This window comes from Mycolicibacillus trivialis (assembly GCF_002102395.1).
Lineage (GTDB): Bacteria > Actinomycetota > Actinomycetes > Mycobacteriales > Mycobacteriaceae > Mycobacterium > Mycobacterium triviale.
In genome coordinates this window covers 1-16885 of record NZ_LQPZ01000022.1, presented here as the reverse complement: position 1 = coordinate 16885, position 16885 = coordinate 1, and the positions used below count along the sequence as shown (strand labels likewise).

15 protein-coding genes and 1 pseudogene are annotated in these 16885 nt (G+C 68.9%); 9 read left to right on the top strand and 7 right to left on the bottom strand.

Going from position 1 to position 16885, the window contains the following annotated elements:
* Positions 1-55 precede the first annotated feature (55 nt).
* The 5 genes from AWC30_RS09390 (at position 56) to AWC30_RS09375 (ending at position 8570) form a co-directional block, all read left to right on the top strand.
* Positions 56-1267: an acetyl-CoA C-acetyltransferase gene (locus AWC30_RS09390; protein ID WP_085109939.1), complete on the top strand. Its 1212-nt coding sequence runs from the start codon at positions 56-58 to the stop codon at positions 1265-1267.
* Between the two features lie 17 nt (positions 1268-1284).
* Positions 1285-3417 carry a 3-hydroxyacyl-CoA dehydrogenase NAD-binding domain-containing protein gene (locus AWC30_RS09385; protein ID WP_085109938.1) on the top strand — a complete coding sequence of 711 codons (2133 nt, stop codon included), beginning with the start codon at positions 1285-1287 and terminating at the stop codon, positions 3415-3417.
* 219 nt (positions 3418-3636) lie between these two features.
* Positions 3637-4626, top strand: a complete 990-nt coding sequence (locus AWC30_RS17595; protein WP_133053678.1) for a hypothetical protein — start codon at positions 3637-3639, stop codon at positions 4624-4626.
* Between the two features lie 624 nt (positions 4627-5250).
* Positions 5251-5679 carry an MmpS family transport accessory protein gene (locus AWC30_RS09380; protein ID WP_272937749.1) on the top strand — a complete coding sequence of 143 codons (429 nt, stop codon included), beginning with the start codon at positions 5251-5253 and terminating at the stop codon, positions 5677-5679.
* The gene (locus tag AWC30_RS09375; protein WP_085109937.1) at positions 5676-8570 is read left to right on the top strand and encodes an MMPL/RND family transporter; all 2895 of its coding nucleotides are present in this window, start codon (positions 5676-5678) and stop codon (positions 8568-8570) included. The genes AWC30_RS09380 and AWC30_RS09375 overlap by 4 nt, the downstream gene beginning before the upstream one ends.
* A 15-nt stretch (positions 8571-8585) precedes the next feature.
* On the opposite strand, the gene AWC30_RS09370 is transcribed toward AWC30_RS09375, so the two are convergent.
* From AWC30_RS09370 to AWC30_RS09345, 6 genes are read right to left on the bottom strand one after another with little or no spacing between them, the layout of a single operon-like run.
* A complete protein-coding gene (locus tag AWC30_RS09370) occupies positions 8586-9674 on the bottom strand; it encodes an NAD(P)-dependent alcohol dehydrogenase (RefSeq protein WP_085109936.1) in 1089 nt (362 codons plus the stop codon).
* Positions 9671-9940, bottom strand: coding sequence for a YdeI/OmpD-associated family protein (locus AWC30_RS09365; protein ID WP_085109935.1), 270 nt, complete (start codon positions 9938-9940; stop codon positions 9671-9673). The genes AWC30_RS09370 and AWC30_RS09365 overlap by 4 nt, the downstream gene beginning before the upstream one ends.
* 33 nt (positions 9941-9973) lie before the next feature.
* The gene (locus AWC30_RS09360) at positions 9974-10315 is read right to left on the bottom strand and encodes a DUF732 domain-containing protein (protein ID WP_085109934.1); all 342 of its coding nucleotides are present in this window, start codon (positions 10313-10315) and stop codon (positions 9974-9976) included.
* Positions 10312-10770 (bottom strand): DUF5078 domain-containing protein, encoded by a 459-nt coding sequence (locus tag AWC30_RS09355; protein ID WP_085109933.1) that lies wholly within the window; start codon positions 10768-10770, stop codon positions 10312-10314. The genes AWC30_RS09360 and AWC30_RS09355 overlap by 4 nt, the downstream gene beginning before the upstream one ends.
* 59 nt (positions 10771-10829) lie before the next feature.
* A complete protein-coding gene (locus tag AWC30_RS09350; protein ID WP_085109932.1) occupies positions 10830-12479 on the bottom strand; it encodes a DNA repair helicase XPB in 1650 nt (549 codons plus the stop codon).
* A gap of 34 nt (positions 12480-12513) precedes the next feature.
* Entirely contained in the window at positions 12514-14769 is a 2256-nt protein-coding gene (locus AWC30_RS09345) for a helicase-associated domain-containing protein (RefSeq protein ID WP_085109931.1), read from the bottom strand.
* Positions 14770-14832: 63 nt separating this feature from the next.
* On the opposite strand from AWC30_RS09345, the gene AWC30_RS09340 reads away from it, so the two are divergent.
* The 4 genes from AWC30_RS09340 to AWC30_RS09325 all read left to right on the top strand — a co-directional run bounded on the left by AWC30_RS09340 (position 14833) and on the right by AWC30_RS09325 (position 16434).
* Positions 14833-15021, top strand: a complete 189-nt coding sequence (locus AWC30_RS09340) for a hypothetical protein (protein ID WP_085109930.1) — start codon at positions 14833-14835, stop codon at positions 15019-15021.
* Between the two features lie 77 nt (positions 15022-15098).
* Complete coding sequence (gene moaC / locus AWC30_RS09335) at positions 15099-15527, top strand: cyclic pyranopterin monophosphate synthase MoaC (protein ID WP_109562006.1); 429 nt, start codon at positions 15099-15101, stop codon at positions 15525-15527.
* Positions 15524-16000, top strand: coding sequence for a MogA/MoaB family molybdenum cofactor biosynthesis protein (locus AWC30_RS09330; RefSeq protein ID WP_085109928.1), 477 nt, complete (start codon positions 15524-15526; stop codon positions 15998-16000). Before moaC ends, AWC30_RS09330 begins: the two co-directional genes overlap by 4 nt.
* Positions 15997-16434 carry a molybdenum cofactor biosynthesis protein MoaE gene (locus AWC30_RS09325; protein WP_085109927.1) on the top strand — a complete coding sequence of 146 codons (438 nt, stop codon included), beginning with the start codon at positions 15997-15999 and terminating at the stop codon, positions 16432-16434. The genes AWC30_RS09330 and AWC30_RS09325 overlap by 4 nt, the downstream gene beginning before the upstream one ends.
* 115 nt (positions 16435-16549) lie before the next feature.
* On the opposite strand, the pseudogene AWC30_RS09320 reads toward AWC30_RS09325, so the two are convergent.
* A pseudogene (locus tag AWC30_RS09320) lies at positions 16550-16885 on the bottom strand (transglycosylase family protein); the annotation flags it as partial.

Here is a 16885-nt window from a genome sequence, read left to right as displayed (position 1 = left end):
GGTACTAACCTCCCAACAGAGCATCCGGCAACACAGGGATTGGAAGAAGACAGTCATGTCCGAAGAAGCCTTTATCTACGAGGCGATCCGCACGCCGCGCGGTAAGCAGAAGAACGGCTCACTGACCGAGGTCAAGCCCCTCAACCTGGTCGTCGGCCTGGTCGACGAGCTGCGGTCGCGCTTCCCCGACCTCGACGAGAACCTGATCAGCGACGTCATCCTCGGGGTGGTCTCCCCGGTCGGCGACCAGGGCGGCGACATCGCCCGCACCGCGGTGCTGGCCGCCGGGCTGCCCGAGACCACCGGCGGGGTGCAGCTCAACCGGTTCTGCGCCTCCGGCCTGGAGGCCGTCAACACCGCCGCGCAGAAGGTGCGCTCCGGCTGGGACGACCTGGTGCTCGCCGGCGGTGTCGAGTCGATGAGCCGGGTGCCGATGGGCTCCGACGGCGGCGCCTGGGCCACCGACCCCGAGACCAACTACCAGGTGGGCTTCGTGCCGCAGGGCATCGGCGCCGACCTGATCGCCACCATCGAGGGCTTCTCCCGCGAGGACGTCGACGCCTTCGCGCTGCGCAGCCAGGAGAAGGCCGCCGCGGCCTGGTCGGGCGGCTACTTCGCCAAGTCCGTCGTGCCGGTGCGCGACCAGAACGGCCTGGTCATCCTCGACCACGACGAGCACATGCGCCCCGACACCACCCTGGAGGGCCTGGGCAAGCTGCGCACCGCCTTCGACGGCATCGGTGAGATGGGCGGCTTCGACGCGGTGGCGCTGCAGAAGTACCACCAGGTGGAGAAGATCAACCACGTCCACACCGGCGGCAACAGCTCCGGCATCGTCGACGGCGCCGCGCTGGTGCTCGTCGGCAGTGAGAAGGCCGGCAGCTCGCAGGGCCTGACCCCGCGGGCGCGCATCGTGGCCACCGCCACCAGCGGCGCCGACCCGGTCATCATGCTGACCGGCCCCACCCCGGCCACCCGCAAGGTGCTCGACCGGGCCGGGCTGACCGTCGACGACATCGACCTGTTCGAGCTCAACGAGGCGTTCGCGTCGGTGGTGCTGAAGTTCCAGAAGGACCTGAACATCCCCGACGAGAAGCTCAACGTCAACGGTGGCGCCATCGCGATGGGCCACCCGCTCGGAGCGACCGGCGCCATGATCACCGGCACCATGGTCGACGAGCTGGAGCGCCGGGGTGCCCGCCGTGCGCTGATCACACTGTGCGTCGGCGGTGGCATGGGCGTGGCCACCATCATCGAGCGAGTCTGAGAGGGATTCGAACAACCATGGCAGAGAACACCATTCAGTGGGACAAGGATGCCGACGGCATCGTCACCCTGACGTTGGACGACCCGACCGGCTCGGCCAACGTGATGAACGAGCACTACACCGAGTCGATGGACAAGGCCGTGGAACGCCTTGTGTCCGAAAAGGACTCGATCACCGGCGTGGTCATCACCAGCGCCAAGAAGACCTTCTTCGCCGGCGGTGACCTCAAGGCGATGATCCAGGTCGGCCCGGAGAACGCCCAGCAGGCGTTCGACCAGGTCGAGCACATCAAGAAGGCGCTGCGCACCCTGGAGACCCTGGGCAAGCCCGTCGTGGCGGCCATCAACGGCGCGGCGCTGGGCGGTGGCCTGGAGATCGCGCTGGCCTGTCACCGCCGCATCGCCGCCGACGTCAAGGGCTCGGTGATCGGCCTGCCCGAGGTGACCCTCGGCCTGCTGCCCGCCGGGGGCGGGGTGACCCGCACCGTGCGGATGTTCGGCATCCAGAAGGCCTTCATGGAGGTGCTGTCCCAGGGCACCCGGTTCAAGCCGGCCAAGGCCAAGGACGTCGGCCTGGTCGACGAACTGGTCGACACCGTCGAGGAACTGGTGCCCGCCGCCAAGGCCTGGATCAAGGCCAACCCCGAAGGCGGCGTGCAGCCGTGGGATGTCAAGGGCTACAAGATCCCCGGCGGCACCCCGAGCTCGCCCGGGCTGGCCTCGATCCTGCCGTCGTTCCCGGCGCTGCTGAAGAAGCAGCTCAAGGGTGCGCCGATGCCCGCGCCGCGGGCCATCCTCGACACCGCCGTCGAGGGGGCGCAGGTCGACTTCGACACCGCCAGCCGCATCGAGAGCCGGTACTTCACCTCGCTGGTCACCGGCCAGGTCGCCAAGAACATGATCCAGGCGTTCTTCTTCGACCTGCAGCACATCAACGGCGGCGGCAGCCGGCCCGACGGCATCGCGCAGACCCCGATCAAGAAGATCGGGGTGCTCGGCGCCGGGATGATGGGTGCGGGCATCGCCTATGTGTCGGCCAAGGCCGGCTACGACGTCGTCCTCAAGGACGTCTCGCTGGAGGCGGCCCAGAAGGGCAAGGGCTACTCGGAGAAGCTCGAGGAGAAGGCGCTGTCCCGCGGGCGGACCACCGAGGAGAAGTCCAAGGCGCTGCTGGACAAGATCACTCCGACCGCCGACGCCGCCGACCTCGCCGGCGTGGACTTCGTGATCGAGGCCGTCTTCGAAAGCCAGGACCTCAAGCACAAGGTGTTCCAGGAGATCGAGGACGTCGTCGAGTCCAACGCGGTGCTCGGGTCCAACACCTCCACGCTGCCCATCACCGGTCTGGCGACCGGGGTGAAGCGGCAGGAGGACTTCATCGGGATCCACTTCTTCTCGCCGGTCGACAAGATGCCGCTGGTGGAGATCATCAAGGGCGAGAAGACCTCCGATGAGACCCTGGCCCGGGTGTTCGACTACGTGCTGGCGATCCGCAAGACGCCGATCGTGGTCAACGACAGCCGCGGCTTCTACACCTCCCGGGTGATCGGCACCTTCATCAACGAAGCGCTGGCGATGCTCGGTGAGGGCGCGGAGCCGGCCAGCATCGAGCAGGCCGGCAGCCAGGCCGGCTACCCGGCGCCGCCGCTGCAGCTCTCCGACGAGCTCAACCTCGAGCTGATGCACAAGATCGCCGTCGCGACCCGCGAGGGCGTGGAGGCCGAGGGCGGCACCTACGAGAAGCAGATGAACGAGATCGTCGTCGAGAAGATGATCGAGATCGGGCGTCCGTCGCGGCTCAAGGGCGCGGGCTTCTACGAGTACGTCGACGGCAAGCGCACCGGGCTGTGGCCGGGGCTGCGCGAGGTGTTCAAGTCCGGCTCCGCGGAGATCCCGCTGCAGGACATGATCGACCGGATGCTGTTCGCCGAGGCGCTGGAGACCCAGAAATGCCTCGACGAGGGTGTGCTGACATCGACCGCCGACGCCAACATCGGCGCGATCATGGGGATCGGGTTCCCGCCGTGGACCGGCGGCACCCACCAGTACATCGTCGGCTACCCGGGCGGGCAGGCCGGGTTCGTCGAGCGGGCCAAGGAGTTGGCCGCCAAGTACGGCGACCGGTTCAACCCGCCGAAGTCGCTGCTGTAGGAACGTTTACGTCTGGAGCCCCCCACGCCGCTGGTGTGGGGGGCTCCGGCGTTTGGGGGGTGTGGGGTGCGCTGACGCTGCGCCCCACTCTCGAGCGTGCGCACAGGTTCACGCTCGCGCTCGAATGTGAACCTATGCGCACGTTGGGCGGTGTGCGTTGGGTGGGAGCGGTTGGGAGACCCCGCGGCGCCGCGGCCCGCCTGCCTCGAACGTGAACCTATGTTCACGCTGGAGCGCGAGCGTGAACGTCTGCTCACGTTCGGGCCCGAATATGTACGCCGGGCCGCCACGAACTCCGGTTGGTCGGTCTACGACCCGTCAGCGAGGCTCCGTACGCGCTTTGGCGGATGTTCTTTTGTCTACGTCATCAGACAGTTGATTCAACCGAATGGGCCGTGGTTTTCCGCGTCCCGAGTCAGGAGACGGATGATGACGATCTTGAAGCCCTTGTATGTCCTGGTCGCGGTGATGCTGGGTGCTGGATTTCTCCTGATCGGTACCCCGCCTCCAGCGAGCGCCGAATCATACTGCAGCTATCCGGATTCGAGCTATATTTTGTTTGACTCACCGGACTGCGTTGAGCCGTGGTTTCCGGATCCGTTTATGAACGGATGGCACGATTACTACTGGAACTACCACTTCTGCCCTCCTGACCAGGTTGACCCTGAAGACCGGGATTGGCCATCGTGCCCGGCGCCGCCGCCAACGCCCAACACGCGTGAATGGTTCGACCAGCCCAGCGAACCAGAGGCCGAGCCCTGCCCCGATGGGCAAGAGCGAACTGCGGATGGCCAGTGCCCGGCACCGGCGCCGCAGGGATGTCCGCCCGGAAAAGATGACGTCAACGGTCAGTGCCTGAACCCGTGCCCCGATGGGCAGTCGCGCAACTCAGGCGGTGAATGCGTGGCGCCACCTGGCTGCCCGCCCGGACAAGAGATCGGCTGGGGAGGTCAGTGCGAGCCGATCAAGACGTCGGAGGGCTGCCCGCCCGGGAAAGAAGACTGGAATGGACAGTGCGTCGACCCCTGCCCTGAGGGCATGGAGCACGAATGGGGAGTCGGCTGTGTCGTCAAAAAGGATTCGGCACCACCCGCGTCCCCGCCCAGTCAACCGCAGAATCACGGCTGCCAACTCTGGCCATTCGCACCCAAGCCGTTCCCGATCGGCACGCCATGCCCGCTGGGGATGATTGACACCGGCCCGATGTGATCGGCCTGCGGGCCGGTCGCACGCCCCGCACGCCCTGGATGCCCAACGTGCGCATAGGTTCACGCTCGCGCTCGAATGTGAACCTATGCGCACGTTGGGGGGTGAGCGGTTGGGTTGTGTGCCGTTGGGTTCTTGGGCGGTGAGCGGTTGGGTTGTGGGCGGTTGACCGGTTGGGCGGTGAGTGGTCGGGGAGACCTCGCGGCGCCGCGGCCCGCCTGCCTCGAACGTGAACCTATGTTCACGCTGGAGCGCGAGCGTGAGCCTGTGCGCACGCTCGGCGGTGGGGCCCGGCGGTGGGGCCCGGCGGGGAGAGCTCGGCGGTGGGGCGCTAAAGACTCCACCACCTCGAACTGTGGGCGAATCGCGGCGGGGCCAGCGAGTGTGACGTACGCCACAAAAACTCGCGCGAGGCTGGATGTCCAACAGTGTTGGCCTGCGGTTATGCTCGGGCAGCGCGGCACAGCGGCCGCCCGGCCCGACCGGTGAGGCGGGTATCGCCCAGACACTTAAATAAGCTAATCTAACTCTCGCGTTGCCCCGGAGCCGCGGTGATGGGACAACGGCGGATGGCCTACGGGCGGTCGACCCACACATGCAACCAGCGACTCAGGACGGGGTAGCCAATTGAGTGTGCTCAAACGCACGTGGATGCCACTCGTCATCGTGATCGTCGCTCTCGTCACGGGGTTCACCGTCCACCGTATCCACGGCTTCTTCGGCGTCGACGGGCCCGGCGGGACTTCCAGCCCGGTCTTCGACGACACCCAACCGTTCAACCCCAAGGTGGTCACCTACGAGATCTTCGGTCCGCCCGGCGCCGTCGTCGACATCAACTACCTCGACCTCGACGCCCAACCCCAGCGGGAGAACGGCGCGGTGCTGCCGTGGTCGCTCACCCTGGAATCGACGAATCCGGCGGTCAGCCCGAACATCGTCGCGCAGGGTGAGCCCGACAACCTCGGCTGCCGCATCATCGTCGACGACGAGGTCAAAGACGAGAACGTCACCACCGGGATCCACGCTCAAACCTTCTGTCTGGTGAAATCCGCATGAGCAACAAGCATTCGGCGGCGGTCGAGCCCCGACCGACCGCGAAACGCGACCGCATCCCGCTGTGGATCCGCCGGCTGGCGGTGCCGATCCTGCTGGCCTGGGTGGCCGGCATCGTGGTGCTCAACGTCATCGTGCCGCAGCTGGAAGTGGTCGGCGAGATGCGCACGGTGTCGATGACGCCGGACAACGCGCCCTCGATGATCGCGATGAAGCGCGTCGGCGAGGTGTTCGACGAATTCAAGTCCAACAGCTCGGTGATGATCGTGCTCGAGGCCGACCGACCGCTCGGCGACCAGGACCACGAGTTCTACGACCGGATGGTCGCCAACCTGCGCGAGGACACCGAGCACGTCGAACACGTCCAGGACTTCTGGGGTGACCCGCTGACCGCGTCCGGTTCGCAGAGCTCGGACAACATGGCCGCCTACGTCCAGGTGTATCTGAGCGGTAACCAGGGCGAGAGCCTGGCCAACGAGTCGGTGCGCGCCGCCCAGAAGATCGTCGCCGACACCCCCGACCGCCCCGAGGGACTGGCGGTCTACGTCACCGGCCCGGCGGCGCTCTCAGCCGACCAGCACATCGCCGGTGACCGCAGCATGCAGATGATCCTCGGCGTCACCTTCATCGTGATCACGGTCATGATGCTGTTCGTCTACCGCTCGATCGTGACCGTTCTGATCGTGCTCGGCACGGTGGTGATGTCGCTGTCGGCGGCGCGCGGCGTGGTGGCCTTCCTGGGCTACCACGAAATCATCGGGCTCTCCACGTTCGCGACGAACCTTTTGGTGACGCTGGCGATCGCCGCCTCCACCGACTACGCGATCTTCCTGATAGGCCGATATCAGGAGGCCAGAGGCCGGGGCATGGATCGGGTCGCGGCCTTCTACGACATGTACCACGGCAGCGGCCACGTCATCCTGGGCTCCGGGCTGACGATCGCCGGCGCCACATTCTGTCTGCACTTCACCAACCTGCCGTACTTCCGGTCGCTGGGTATCCCGCTGGCGATCGGCATGGTCACCGTGGTGGCGGCGGCGCTGACCATGGGCGCCGCGGTGGTCGCGATCGCCAGCCGGTTCGGGCTGCTGGAACCCAAGCGCATGATGCGGGTCCGCGGCTGGCGCAAGCTCGGCGCGGCGATCACCCGGTGGCCGGGACCGATCCTGGTGGCCACCGTCGGGCTGTCGATGATCGGGCTGCTCACCCTGCCCGGGTACCGCACCAGCTACAACGACCGTGAGTATCTGCCCGCCGACCTGCCGGCCAACGTCGGGTACGCGGCCGCGGACCGGCACTTCCCGCAGGCGCGGATGAACCCCGAGTTGCTGCTGATCGAGACCGACCACGACATGCGCAACCCGTCGGACTTCCTGGTCATCAACAAGATCGCCAAGGCCATCTTCCAGGTGGAGGGCATCGGGCGGGTGCAGTCGATCACCCGGCCGCTGGGCACCCCGATCGAGCACACCTCGATCCCGTTCCAGATCTCGATGAACGGCGTCACCCAGAAGATGAATGAGACCTACCAGCAGAAGATGATGTCGGACATGCTCAAACAGGCCGACGACATCCAGGTGACGATCGACACGATGGAAGAGATGCATTCCATCACCACCGACATCGCGGCCACCACCCACAGCATGGTCACCAAGATGCATTCGATGGTTCACGACATCGAGGGCATGCGCGACGCGCTGGCCGACTTCGACGACTTCTTCCGGCCGATCCGCAACTACTTGTACTGGGAGCCACACTGTTTCGACATCCCGGTCTGCTGGTCGCTGCGGTCGATCTTCGATGCGCTCGACGGCGTCGACGTGATGACCGAGGACTTCAGCGACATCCTGCCTGACATGGACCGACTCGATGAGTTGATGCCGCAGATGGTCGCGCTGATGCCGCGGATGATCTCGACGATGAAGAACATGAAGACCTACATGCTGACCATGTACCAGACCCAGAAGGGTCTGCAGGATCAGATGAACGCGATGCAGGAGAACTCGACCGCCATGGGCAAGGCGTTCGACGAGTCGAAGAACGACGACTCGTTCTACCTACCGCCGGAGGCCTTCGACAACCCCGACTTCAAACGCGGGATGAAGATGTTCCTCTCGCCCGACGGTCATGCGGTGCGGTTCATCATCTCCCACGAGGGCGACCCGATGTCCCCGGAGGGGATCAAGCACATCGAGCCGATCAAGACCGCGGCCAAGGAGGCGATCAAGGGAACCCCGCTGGAGGGCTCGACGATCTATCTGGCCGGCACCGCGGCGACGTTCAAGGACATGTCGGAAGGGTCGGCGATCGACCTGATGATCGCGGGGCTGGCCTCGCTGGCGCTGATCTTCATCATCATGCTGATCATCACCCGCGCCATCGTGGCCGCGGCGGTGATCGTCGGGACGGTCGCGGTTTCCCTGGGCGCCTCGTTCGGGCTCTCCGTGCTGTTCTGGCAGCACATCCTGGGCATCGACCTGCACTGGATGGTGCTGGCGATGTCGGTCATCATCCTGTTGGCCGTCGGCGCCGACTACAACCTGCTGCTGGTGGCGCGATTCCGCGAAGAGGTCTACGCCGGGATGAAGACCGGCATCATCCGAGCCATGGGCGGGACCGGATCCGTCGTCACCGCAGCGGGTTTGGTGTTCGCCTTCACGATGATGTCGATGGCGGTCTCCGAGCTGGTCGTCATCGGACAGGTCGGGACGACGATCGGTCTGGGTCTGCTCTTCGACACCCTGGTGGTGCGTTCGTTCATGACCCCGTCGATCGCGGTGCTGCTGGGCCGCTGGTTCTGGTGGCCGCAGAAGCCCTGGGAATTCGAGCCGCCGCCCGACCCGGTCCCGGCCGAGGAAGCTCGGACCGAGCAGCTGGCGGTGGGAAAGGCGTAAGTAGGGCCTGACCCCTCACTCGCCGGGGATCAGCACCGGCTTGATGATCTCCCCGGCCAGGGCGCGCTGCTCGGCGGTATTGATCTCCGACAGCGGCAGGGTGGTCACGAGCCGGTCGAACGGCAGCTTCCCCGCCTGCCACAGCCCGATGAGTCGCGGGATGAAGACCTGCGGATCGACGCTGCCCTCCAAGATGCCGGTGAGGGTCTTGCCTGCGGCAAGCGCCGTGGGCGCCAACACCAGATCCGATTGCTGCACCCCGACCAGACCCAGCACACCGCGGGCGGGAAGGGCGTCGACGACGGCGGTGATGACCGCGGGCAGCCCGGTGGTATCCAGGCCGTAGCGCGGCGCGAGCGCAGCGATCTGCTCGGTAAGGTCACCGGCCGCACCGTCGATGGCGTGGGTGGCGCCGAATTCGCTTGCCAGCGCGAGGCGGTCGGCGTTGATGTCGACGGCGATGATCGGCCCCGCGCCGACGGCGTTGGCGGCCATCACCGCCGAGAGTCCGACCGCACCCGTCCCGGTGATCACCACCCCGTCACCGGGGCGCACGTCGAGGGCCTCGAGGATGGCGCCGGCGCCGGTCTGCACGCCGCAGGCCAGCGGCGCCAGCATCGCCAGCGGCAGGCTCGGGTCGACGACGACGGCGTTCTTCGCGTCGACCAGTGCGTGGGTGGCGAACGAGGACTGGCCGAACCACCGTCCCGCCACCGGCGTTCCGGCACCGTCGACGTGGCTCACCGACCCGTCCAGTGCGGGCCCGCCGAGGTTGCGCGGGAAGAACGTGTCGCAGTACGCCGGGTGTGCGCCACGGCAATTCGCGCACGTTCCGCACGAGTCGAAGCTGAGCACGACGTGATCGCCGACCGCGACGGTCTCGACCGCCGAGCCGACCGCCTCGACCACTCCGGCGCCTTCGTGCCCGAGCACGATCGGCGGTGCACCGAAACCGATCTGGGCGCGCGGCAACACATCGGTGTGGCAGTGCCCGACGGCGGCGACCTTGACCAGGATCTGATGCGGCCCGGGGTCGGCGAGGTCGAGGTCCTCGATCGTGAACGGGCCCTGCGGGTCGCGGAGCACGGCCGCTTGAATTCTCATGGCTTACCCGTGCGCTCCCGATGCTTGCACCCCGGCCAGCAGCACGGCCGGCGCTTGCCCTCGGCCAACTCTTCGCCGGTGCGGCGGATACGGCGTTGGCGGGTCGCGGCCTGCTTGGCGTCCTCGACCCAGCAGATGAACTCGTTGCGGGCCAGCGGCGTGATGTCACGCCAGGCCGCCAGGAGCGCGGGCTCCGCGGCCAGCGCCTCGCGCAGATCGTCGGGGAGCGCGTGTACGACCCCGCCGGGAACCGAGCCGCTACTCATGGAAGGAAACCTAGCAGCAGAGGCGCCGCGCGGTCAGCGTTGTGCGGCAGCCTGCTCGACGACGTAGCTCAGGTCGGGGCAGTAGGTGGTGATCGACAGGCCCAGGAACTGCCACTTCTGAGCCTCGGTGCTGTGCCGGTCGAGGTTCTTGCTCAGAAACGCGATCGACTCCGCGGCGTTGGCGTCCAGGTGGGTGCCCAACCGGTGGCAGGTGATCTTGGCCAGGTAGGCGTTCTTGTCCTTCGGCGCGTAGATGCCGTAGGTCTGCAACTGCCGGTTGAACTGGCTGTCGACGTCGTCGGCGTGCGCCGGGACGGCCAGCGTGAGCGGCAGCGCCGCCAGCGCCGCGACCACCGTTGCGCGTATGGCCCTCATCGGATCCACACCGACGGGTCGTCCGGCGGGTAGTTCATGCAGTTCTCGGTCTCCTTGGCGGCGACGCCCTTGTTGTTGAAGAAGATCTTGCCGTGGTTAGGCCAGTCGAACACCAGCGTGTCGTGGTAGATGTTCGTGGCCATCTCCTCGGAGTAGGCGCGACGCTCGGCCGGGCTGATCGAGAAAAACCAGTGGAACTTGTCGCGGGTACGCCGCTGCACGTCGGGCGACTTGTTGTTGTAGTCGGCCATGTAGCGGTCGTAGTAGATCGGGGTGAAGTCGCGGGCCGCGGCCAGGATCTGCTCGGCGGTGCAGTCGGTGGCGATGATCCGCCGCGGGATCGGGTAGTCCTCGGTCGAGTCGGCCGCCGCGACCCCGCTGAACAGCGGAGCGGCGATGCCCAGCGCCAGCGCAGCACCGGCGGCACGCAGCACACGCTTGGTCGTCGTCGTCATAGGGGAATGTTAGCCGATCTCACCTTCTGCTGTCTCCCCCGGGGCGGGGGCTGATTGTGTTAGATCGCCGGCCCCAACAGGTCGTCGGCGTCCTTGATCACATAGCCGTAGCCCTGCTCGGCGAGGAACCGCTGCCGGTGCGCGGCGTAGTCGGCGTCCAGGCTGTCCCGGGAGACCACCGAGTAGAACATCGCGCCGCCGCCGCCGGCCTTGGGCCGCAGCAACCGGCCCAGCCGCTGCGCCTCCTCCTGCCGCGACCCGAACGTGCCCGACACCTGCACCGCCACCGCCGCCTCGGGCAGGTCGATGGAGAAGTTGGCGACCTTGGAGACCACCAGCGTGGAAATCTCCCCGCGCCGGAACGCGTCGAACAGCGCCTCCCGCTCGGCGGTCTTGGTCGAACCCTGGATCACCGGGGCGTCCAATTGCTCGCCGAGCTCCTCCAGCTGGTCGAGGTAGGCCCCGATCACCAGGGTCTGCTCGTCGGGGTGGGCGGCCAGGATCGCCTTGACCACCGCCACCTTGGAGTGCGCGGTGGAGCACAGCTTGTAGCGCTCCTCGGGCTCGGCGGTCGCGTAGAGCATCCGCTCGTTGTCGGTCATCGTCACCCGCACCTCGACGCACTCGGCCGGTGCGATCCAGCCCTGCGCCTCGATGTCCTTCCACGGCGCGTCGTAGCGCTTCGGCCCGATCAGCGAGAACACGTCGCCCTCGCGGCCGTCCTCGCGGATCAAGGTGGCCGTCAGCCCCAGCCGCCGCCGCGACTGCAGATCGGCAGTCATCCGGAACACCGGCGCCGGCAGCAGGTGCACCTCGTCGTAGATGATCAGCCCCCAGTCGCGGCTGTCGAAGAGCTCCAGGTGCCGGTACTCGCCCTTGGTGCGCCGGGTGATCACCTGGTAGGTGGCGATGGTCACCGGGCGGATCTCCTTGCGCTCCCCGGAGTACTCGCCGATCTCATCCTCCGTGAGCGACGTGCGGGCGAGCAGCTCGCGGCGCCACTGCCGTCCTGCCACGGTGTTGGTGACCAGGATCAGCGTGGTGGCCGCCGCCTTGGCCATCGCAGCCGCACCCACCAGCGTCTTTCCCGCCCCACACGGCAACACCACGACGCCCGAGCCGCCGGCCCAGAACGAGTCGGTGGCCATCTCCTGGTAGTCGCGCAGCTCCCAGCCGTTCTGCTCCAGCGCGATCGGGTGGGCCTCGCCGTCGACGTAGCCGGCCAGGTCCTCGGCCGGCCAGCCGATCTTGAGCAGCACCTGCTTGATGCGGCCGCGCTCACTGGGGTGCACCGCGACGGTGTCGTCGTCGATGCGGTCGCCGAGCATCGGCACGATCTTCTTGTGCCGCAGCACCTCCTCAAGGACCGCCCGATCCAGGCTGACCAGGGTCAGACCGTGAGCGGGATGCTTGACCAGCTGCAGCCGGCCGTAGCGGGCCATGGTGTCGACGATGTCGACCAGCAGCGGCTGCGGCACCGGGTAGCGCGAGTAGCTGACCAGGGCGTCGACCACCTGCTCGGCGTCGTGGCCGGCGGCGCGGGCGTTCCACAGCGCCAGCGGCGTGATCCGGTAGGTGTGCACGTGCTCGGGGGCGCGTTCCAGCTCGGCGAACGGGGCGATCGCCGCGCGGGCGTCACCGGCCAGCTCGTGGTCGACCTCGAGCAGCACGGTCTTGTCCGATTGGACGATCAGCGGTCCTTCGGTCATCGGTCCCGCTCCCTTCGCAATGTCACCCGGCCCATTATCCGGACGTCGCCGACACCACCGAGGTGATGCGGTGCACGGCGAACTCGCGGACCCGGGAGGTCGCGGAGTCGAACGCCACCAGTTGCCCGCCGGCCACGCTGATCGGGGAGACCACTCGCTGGGTGGCGACTCCCGCGGCGTCGACGTAGCCGAGCACGACGTCGGCGTGGGCCAGCGCGGCCTGTTTGAGCAGCATCAGGATCGTTCCCGGCTGCTGGCGGACGGTGTCGAACGGCCCGGCGGTGACCTTGCGCAACACCCCGACGATCGCGCCCAGCGTCTCCGGGTTCGGCGGCGGCGGCGGACGGTAGGAGCGCCGGCGCACGGCTCCGGGCACCCGGGCGCCGCCGGGGCGCAGATCCACCACGGCGCCGGTGGCGTCCTCGGCGGCCGGGGCGAACCCGGCGTCGCGCAGCGCGGTGAGGACCTCGGCGATCGGCGCCTGCGCGACCGCCACCGTCGGGGCCAGGGCGCGCAGCGCCAGGCGCTCGGCGTCGGGAATCGCGACCGCCTGGGCCAGCAGCGCGGCGTCGTCGCAACGGATGAACGCCGCGGCCACCCCGATGCGCAGCTGGCCGTGTCGGCGTGCCACGTCGTCGATGAGGTAGGTCAGCCCCTGCGGGATCGGGGTCTTGGAGTGCTTCTCGAAGAACGCCTGCAGCCCAGCGCCGGTGCGGCCGGTGTCCAGCGCGTGGCGCAGCGAGGCCTCGCTGATCCGGTAGACCATCGCCGCCCCCGCCGACTCGACGGTGGCCACCACGCCCAACTCCTCGGCCAGCGGACGCTCCAGCGGGCCGGGCACCACCACGGTCAGGTCGGCCTGCACCAGGAAGTGGTCGATCGGGGCGGGCAGCGCGCGGTCCATCGCGGCGACCACGGTGGCATCGTCGGGGTCCTCCGCGCCCAGCAGCGCCCGGCCCGGGGCGCTCAGGGCACCGCGGCCGACCAGGCCCAGCGCGTGCGCCTCCTCGAGCAGATCCTCCACCGGCTCGGGCTGCAGCCGGCGCGCCCAGCGCGGGCGGCGCCACACCAGCGCCGCCGACGCGGACGCCACGTCCACGGCGGACCCGGCGGGCAGGTCGGCCAGCAACTCCAGCAGCAGCCGGCGGTCCAGCGGCGCCGCGGTGGAATACAGCGCATCCGACAGCGCCCCGCAGGTCTTGCCGTCGGGGCCGCGGCTGCCGATCAGGCTCGGCCGGGCCGGCAGGTCCAGCCAGGTGCGGGCCAGCACGTGCCAGCGCTGCGCGGTGGTCAGATCGGCGAACCGGTCGGTGCCGATGGTCGGCGCCCAGAACGGGCCCTCACCGTCCTCGGGTTCGGGGTCGGGGATGCCGCTGGCGATCAGCCCGGCGGCGGCGGTCAGGCTCAGGATCAGGCTCAGCCGGACCTCGTCGATGCTGGTGGTCTTGGCCAGCCGGCGCACCTCGCGCACCCCGAGTCCGCCGGTGCGCAGTTCGGCGGCCGGCACCGCGCCGAGCTGGTCGAGGACGACGTCGGCCTCGCGGAGCAGGTCGATGACCGCGCCCGCGGCGGCGGCGTCGACGTCACGGTGGGTCGCGACGACCGGGTCGGGGGCGGTCAGCTGCTCGGGGCCGGGCTCCTCGACGCGCAGCACCTGGCCCACCCGGCGGGGCAGGATTACGGTCTCGTCGTCGAGCTGGCGCAGCAGGCCGGCGGCCAGCAGCCGCGGCACCGGCCGGTCGGCCGGGGCGCCGGGCGCGGCGTCGCGGGTGCGGCCGATCGGGGAGCCGGAGACCAGCCGCTCGAGCACCTCGCGCTGCGCGTCGTCGAGGTCCTCGATCACGGCGATGAGCTCGTCGGCGCCGCGGTCGTCGGCCTCCACGGTGACCTGGCCGGGATACCAGGGCAGGCCGGCGCCGGCTTCCGGGGCGACCTGCACCGCACTGTCGCCCCAGGCCAGCGCGCGGTCGGCGAGGTCGGCTAGGGCCTGCTCGACCGCGTCGTGGGGGGCGCGCTCACCGAACAGCGCGGTCAGTTTCGCCACCGGCACCGCGGTGGTGTCGGCGTGCAGCACCAGCAGCGCGTCGAGCACCGCCAGGTGCAGGAAGTCCAGGTCGTCGCAGGCGGCGTTGATCGACTGGCGGGCCTGGGCGCGCGCCGCCAGCGCCGCGATGCTGCCCGGCGGGGGCTGGGCCAGGTCCGGGCGCAGTTGCAGTAGCCGGACCAGCCGATCGTCGGGAAGATCGGCCAGCCAGGACCCCAACGTGACGTTCGGGGCGTTCTCGGTCATCGCCGACCAGCGTAAAACAGACGCCCGGCAACATCGCCGGGCCTGACCTGTCAGAATGGGGCCGTGGCTGAGACTGTGGATAAAACCAGGTACGTGGACAACGGGTGGCCGGACGTCGGCCCCGATGAGATCGCGGTGAGCGAGCTGGCGACCGACCGGCCCGGCGCGCTGTCACCGTTCGGTGAGGTCGAGTTCCCGCTGCCCACCGACGACATCCCCTACGTGCACCCGGTCACCGTCGTCAACAAGTAGGAGTGAACCGCGTGGCTGAGGAGTCCGAACCGACACCGAGCCCGCTCTCCCACCTCGACGAACACGGCGCCGCCCACATGGTCGACGTCACCGAGAAGTCGAGCACCCGTCGCATCGCGGTGGCCGCCGGGGTGTTCCGGACGTCGGCGCAGGTGGTGCAGTTGATCTCGGCGGGCGGGCTGCCCAAGGGCGACGCGCTGGCCACCGCTCGCCTGGCCGGGATCATGGCCGCCAAACGCACCAGCGAACTGATCCCGCTCTGCCACCAGTTGGCGCTCAGCGGCGTCGACGTGCAGTTCGACATCGGTGCCGCCGAGATCGCGATCACCGCGACCGTGCGCAGCACCGACCGCACCGGCGTGGAGATGGAAGCCCTGACCGCGGTCAGCGTCGCCGGCCTCACCCTCTATGACATGGTCAAGGCAGTCGACCGCGCCGCGACACTCGACGACGTGCGGGTGCTGCGCAAAGAAGGCGGCCGACACGGAACATGGGAGCGCTCATGAGCAACCGGACAGCACACATCATCGTCGCCTCGACCCGGGCCGCCGCCGGCACCTACGAGGACCGCTCCGGGCCGATCATCGCCGACTGGCTCGCCGAACGCGGCTTCGCAGCCCCCGAGCCGCAGGTGGTTCCCGACGGCGACGCGGTCGGGCAGGCGCTGCGCGAGGCGATCGGCGCCGACGTCGTCATCACCACCGGCGGCACCGGCATCTCGCCGTCCGATGACACCCCCGCCCAGACCCTGGCCGTGCTGGACTACGAGGTGGTCGGGCTGGCCGACGCCATCCGCCGCGCCGGTCTGCCCAAGGTGCCCACCGCGGTGCTGTCCCGCGGGGTGTGCGGGGTGGCCGGGAACACCCTGATCGTGAACCTGCCCGGCTCGACCGGGGGGGTGCGCGACGGCCTCGGCGTGCTCGCCGACGTGCTCGACCACGCGCTGGACCAGATCGCCGGCAAAGACCACAAGCGATGACCGCGGCCCCCGCGGAAGTCTTGCGCGCGGAGTTGAGCACCGAGCCGATCGTCCTCGCCGAGCACGAGGAACTGGTGATGCACCGCGCCGCGGGCGCGGTCGTCGGGTTCGTCGGGGCGGTGCGCAACCACGACGGCGGCCGCGACGTGCTGCACCTGGAGTACTCGGCGCACCCGTCGGCCCAGGAGGTGCTGGCCGAGGCGGTCGCGGAGGTCGCGGCGCAGGCGCACGGGGTGCGGGCGGTCGCGGCCAGCCACCGCGTCGGCACCCTGCACATCGGCGATGCCGCCCTGGTGGCCGCCGTGGCCGCCGATCACCGCCGTGAGGCGTTCACCACCTGCGCGCTGCTGGTCGACACCATCAAGGAGCGGCTACCGGTGTGGAAGCACCAGTTCTTCGCCGACGGCACCGAGGAGTGGGTGGGCTCGGCCTGATCCGGCCGGCTCGGCCTGATGGGCTGGCTCGGCTCAGCCCTCCCCAGAGACGCCCTCCCCAGAGACGAGTGAGCGGGCCCGGCACGAAGCCGAACCCGCCCAACTCGAAACGGTCTTACGCCGGCTGCAGGTCCGGGTTGGTCAGTGCGGCCAGTGCATCGTCGTTGTTGATGCCCTGGTCCTGCATGGCCTGCCACAGTTCCTGCACATAGGCGGCGTCGGGGTGGCCAGCCAGGTCACGCGGGACCTCCGGGCCGACCGGCATGTTCTCCGGCAGCGTCAACCCGGTGGGGGTCTCGCCGGACATCAGCTGGTTGGCCACGTCGAACACCGGCTGCGGCACCGACTGCAGGTCCGGCAGCGCACCCGGGTCGGCCGGGCCCTGCGGCGGCATCGCGGTGAACGCCTCCATGGGCGGGGCGTCGGCCGGGGGCGGAGGCAGGTCTGCGGG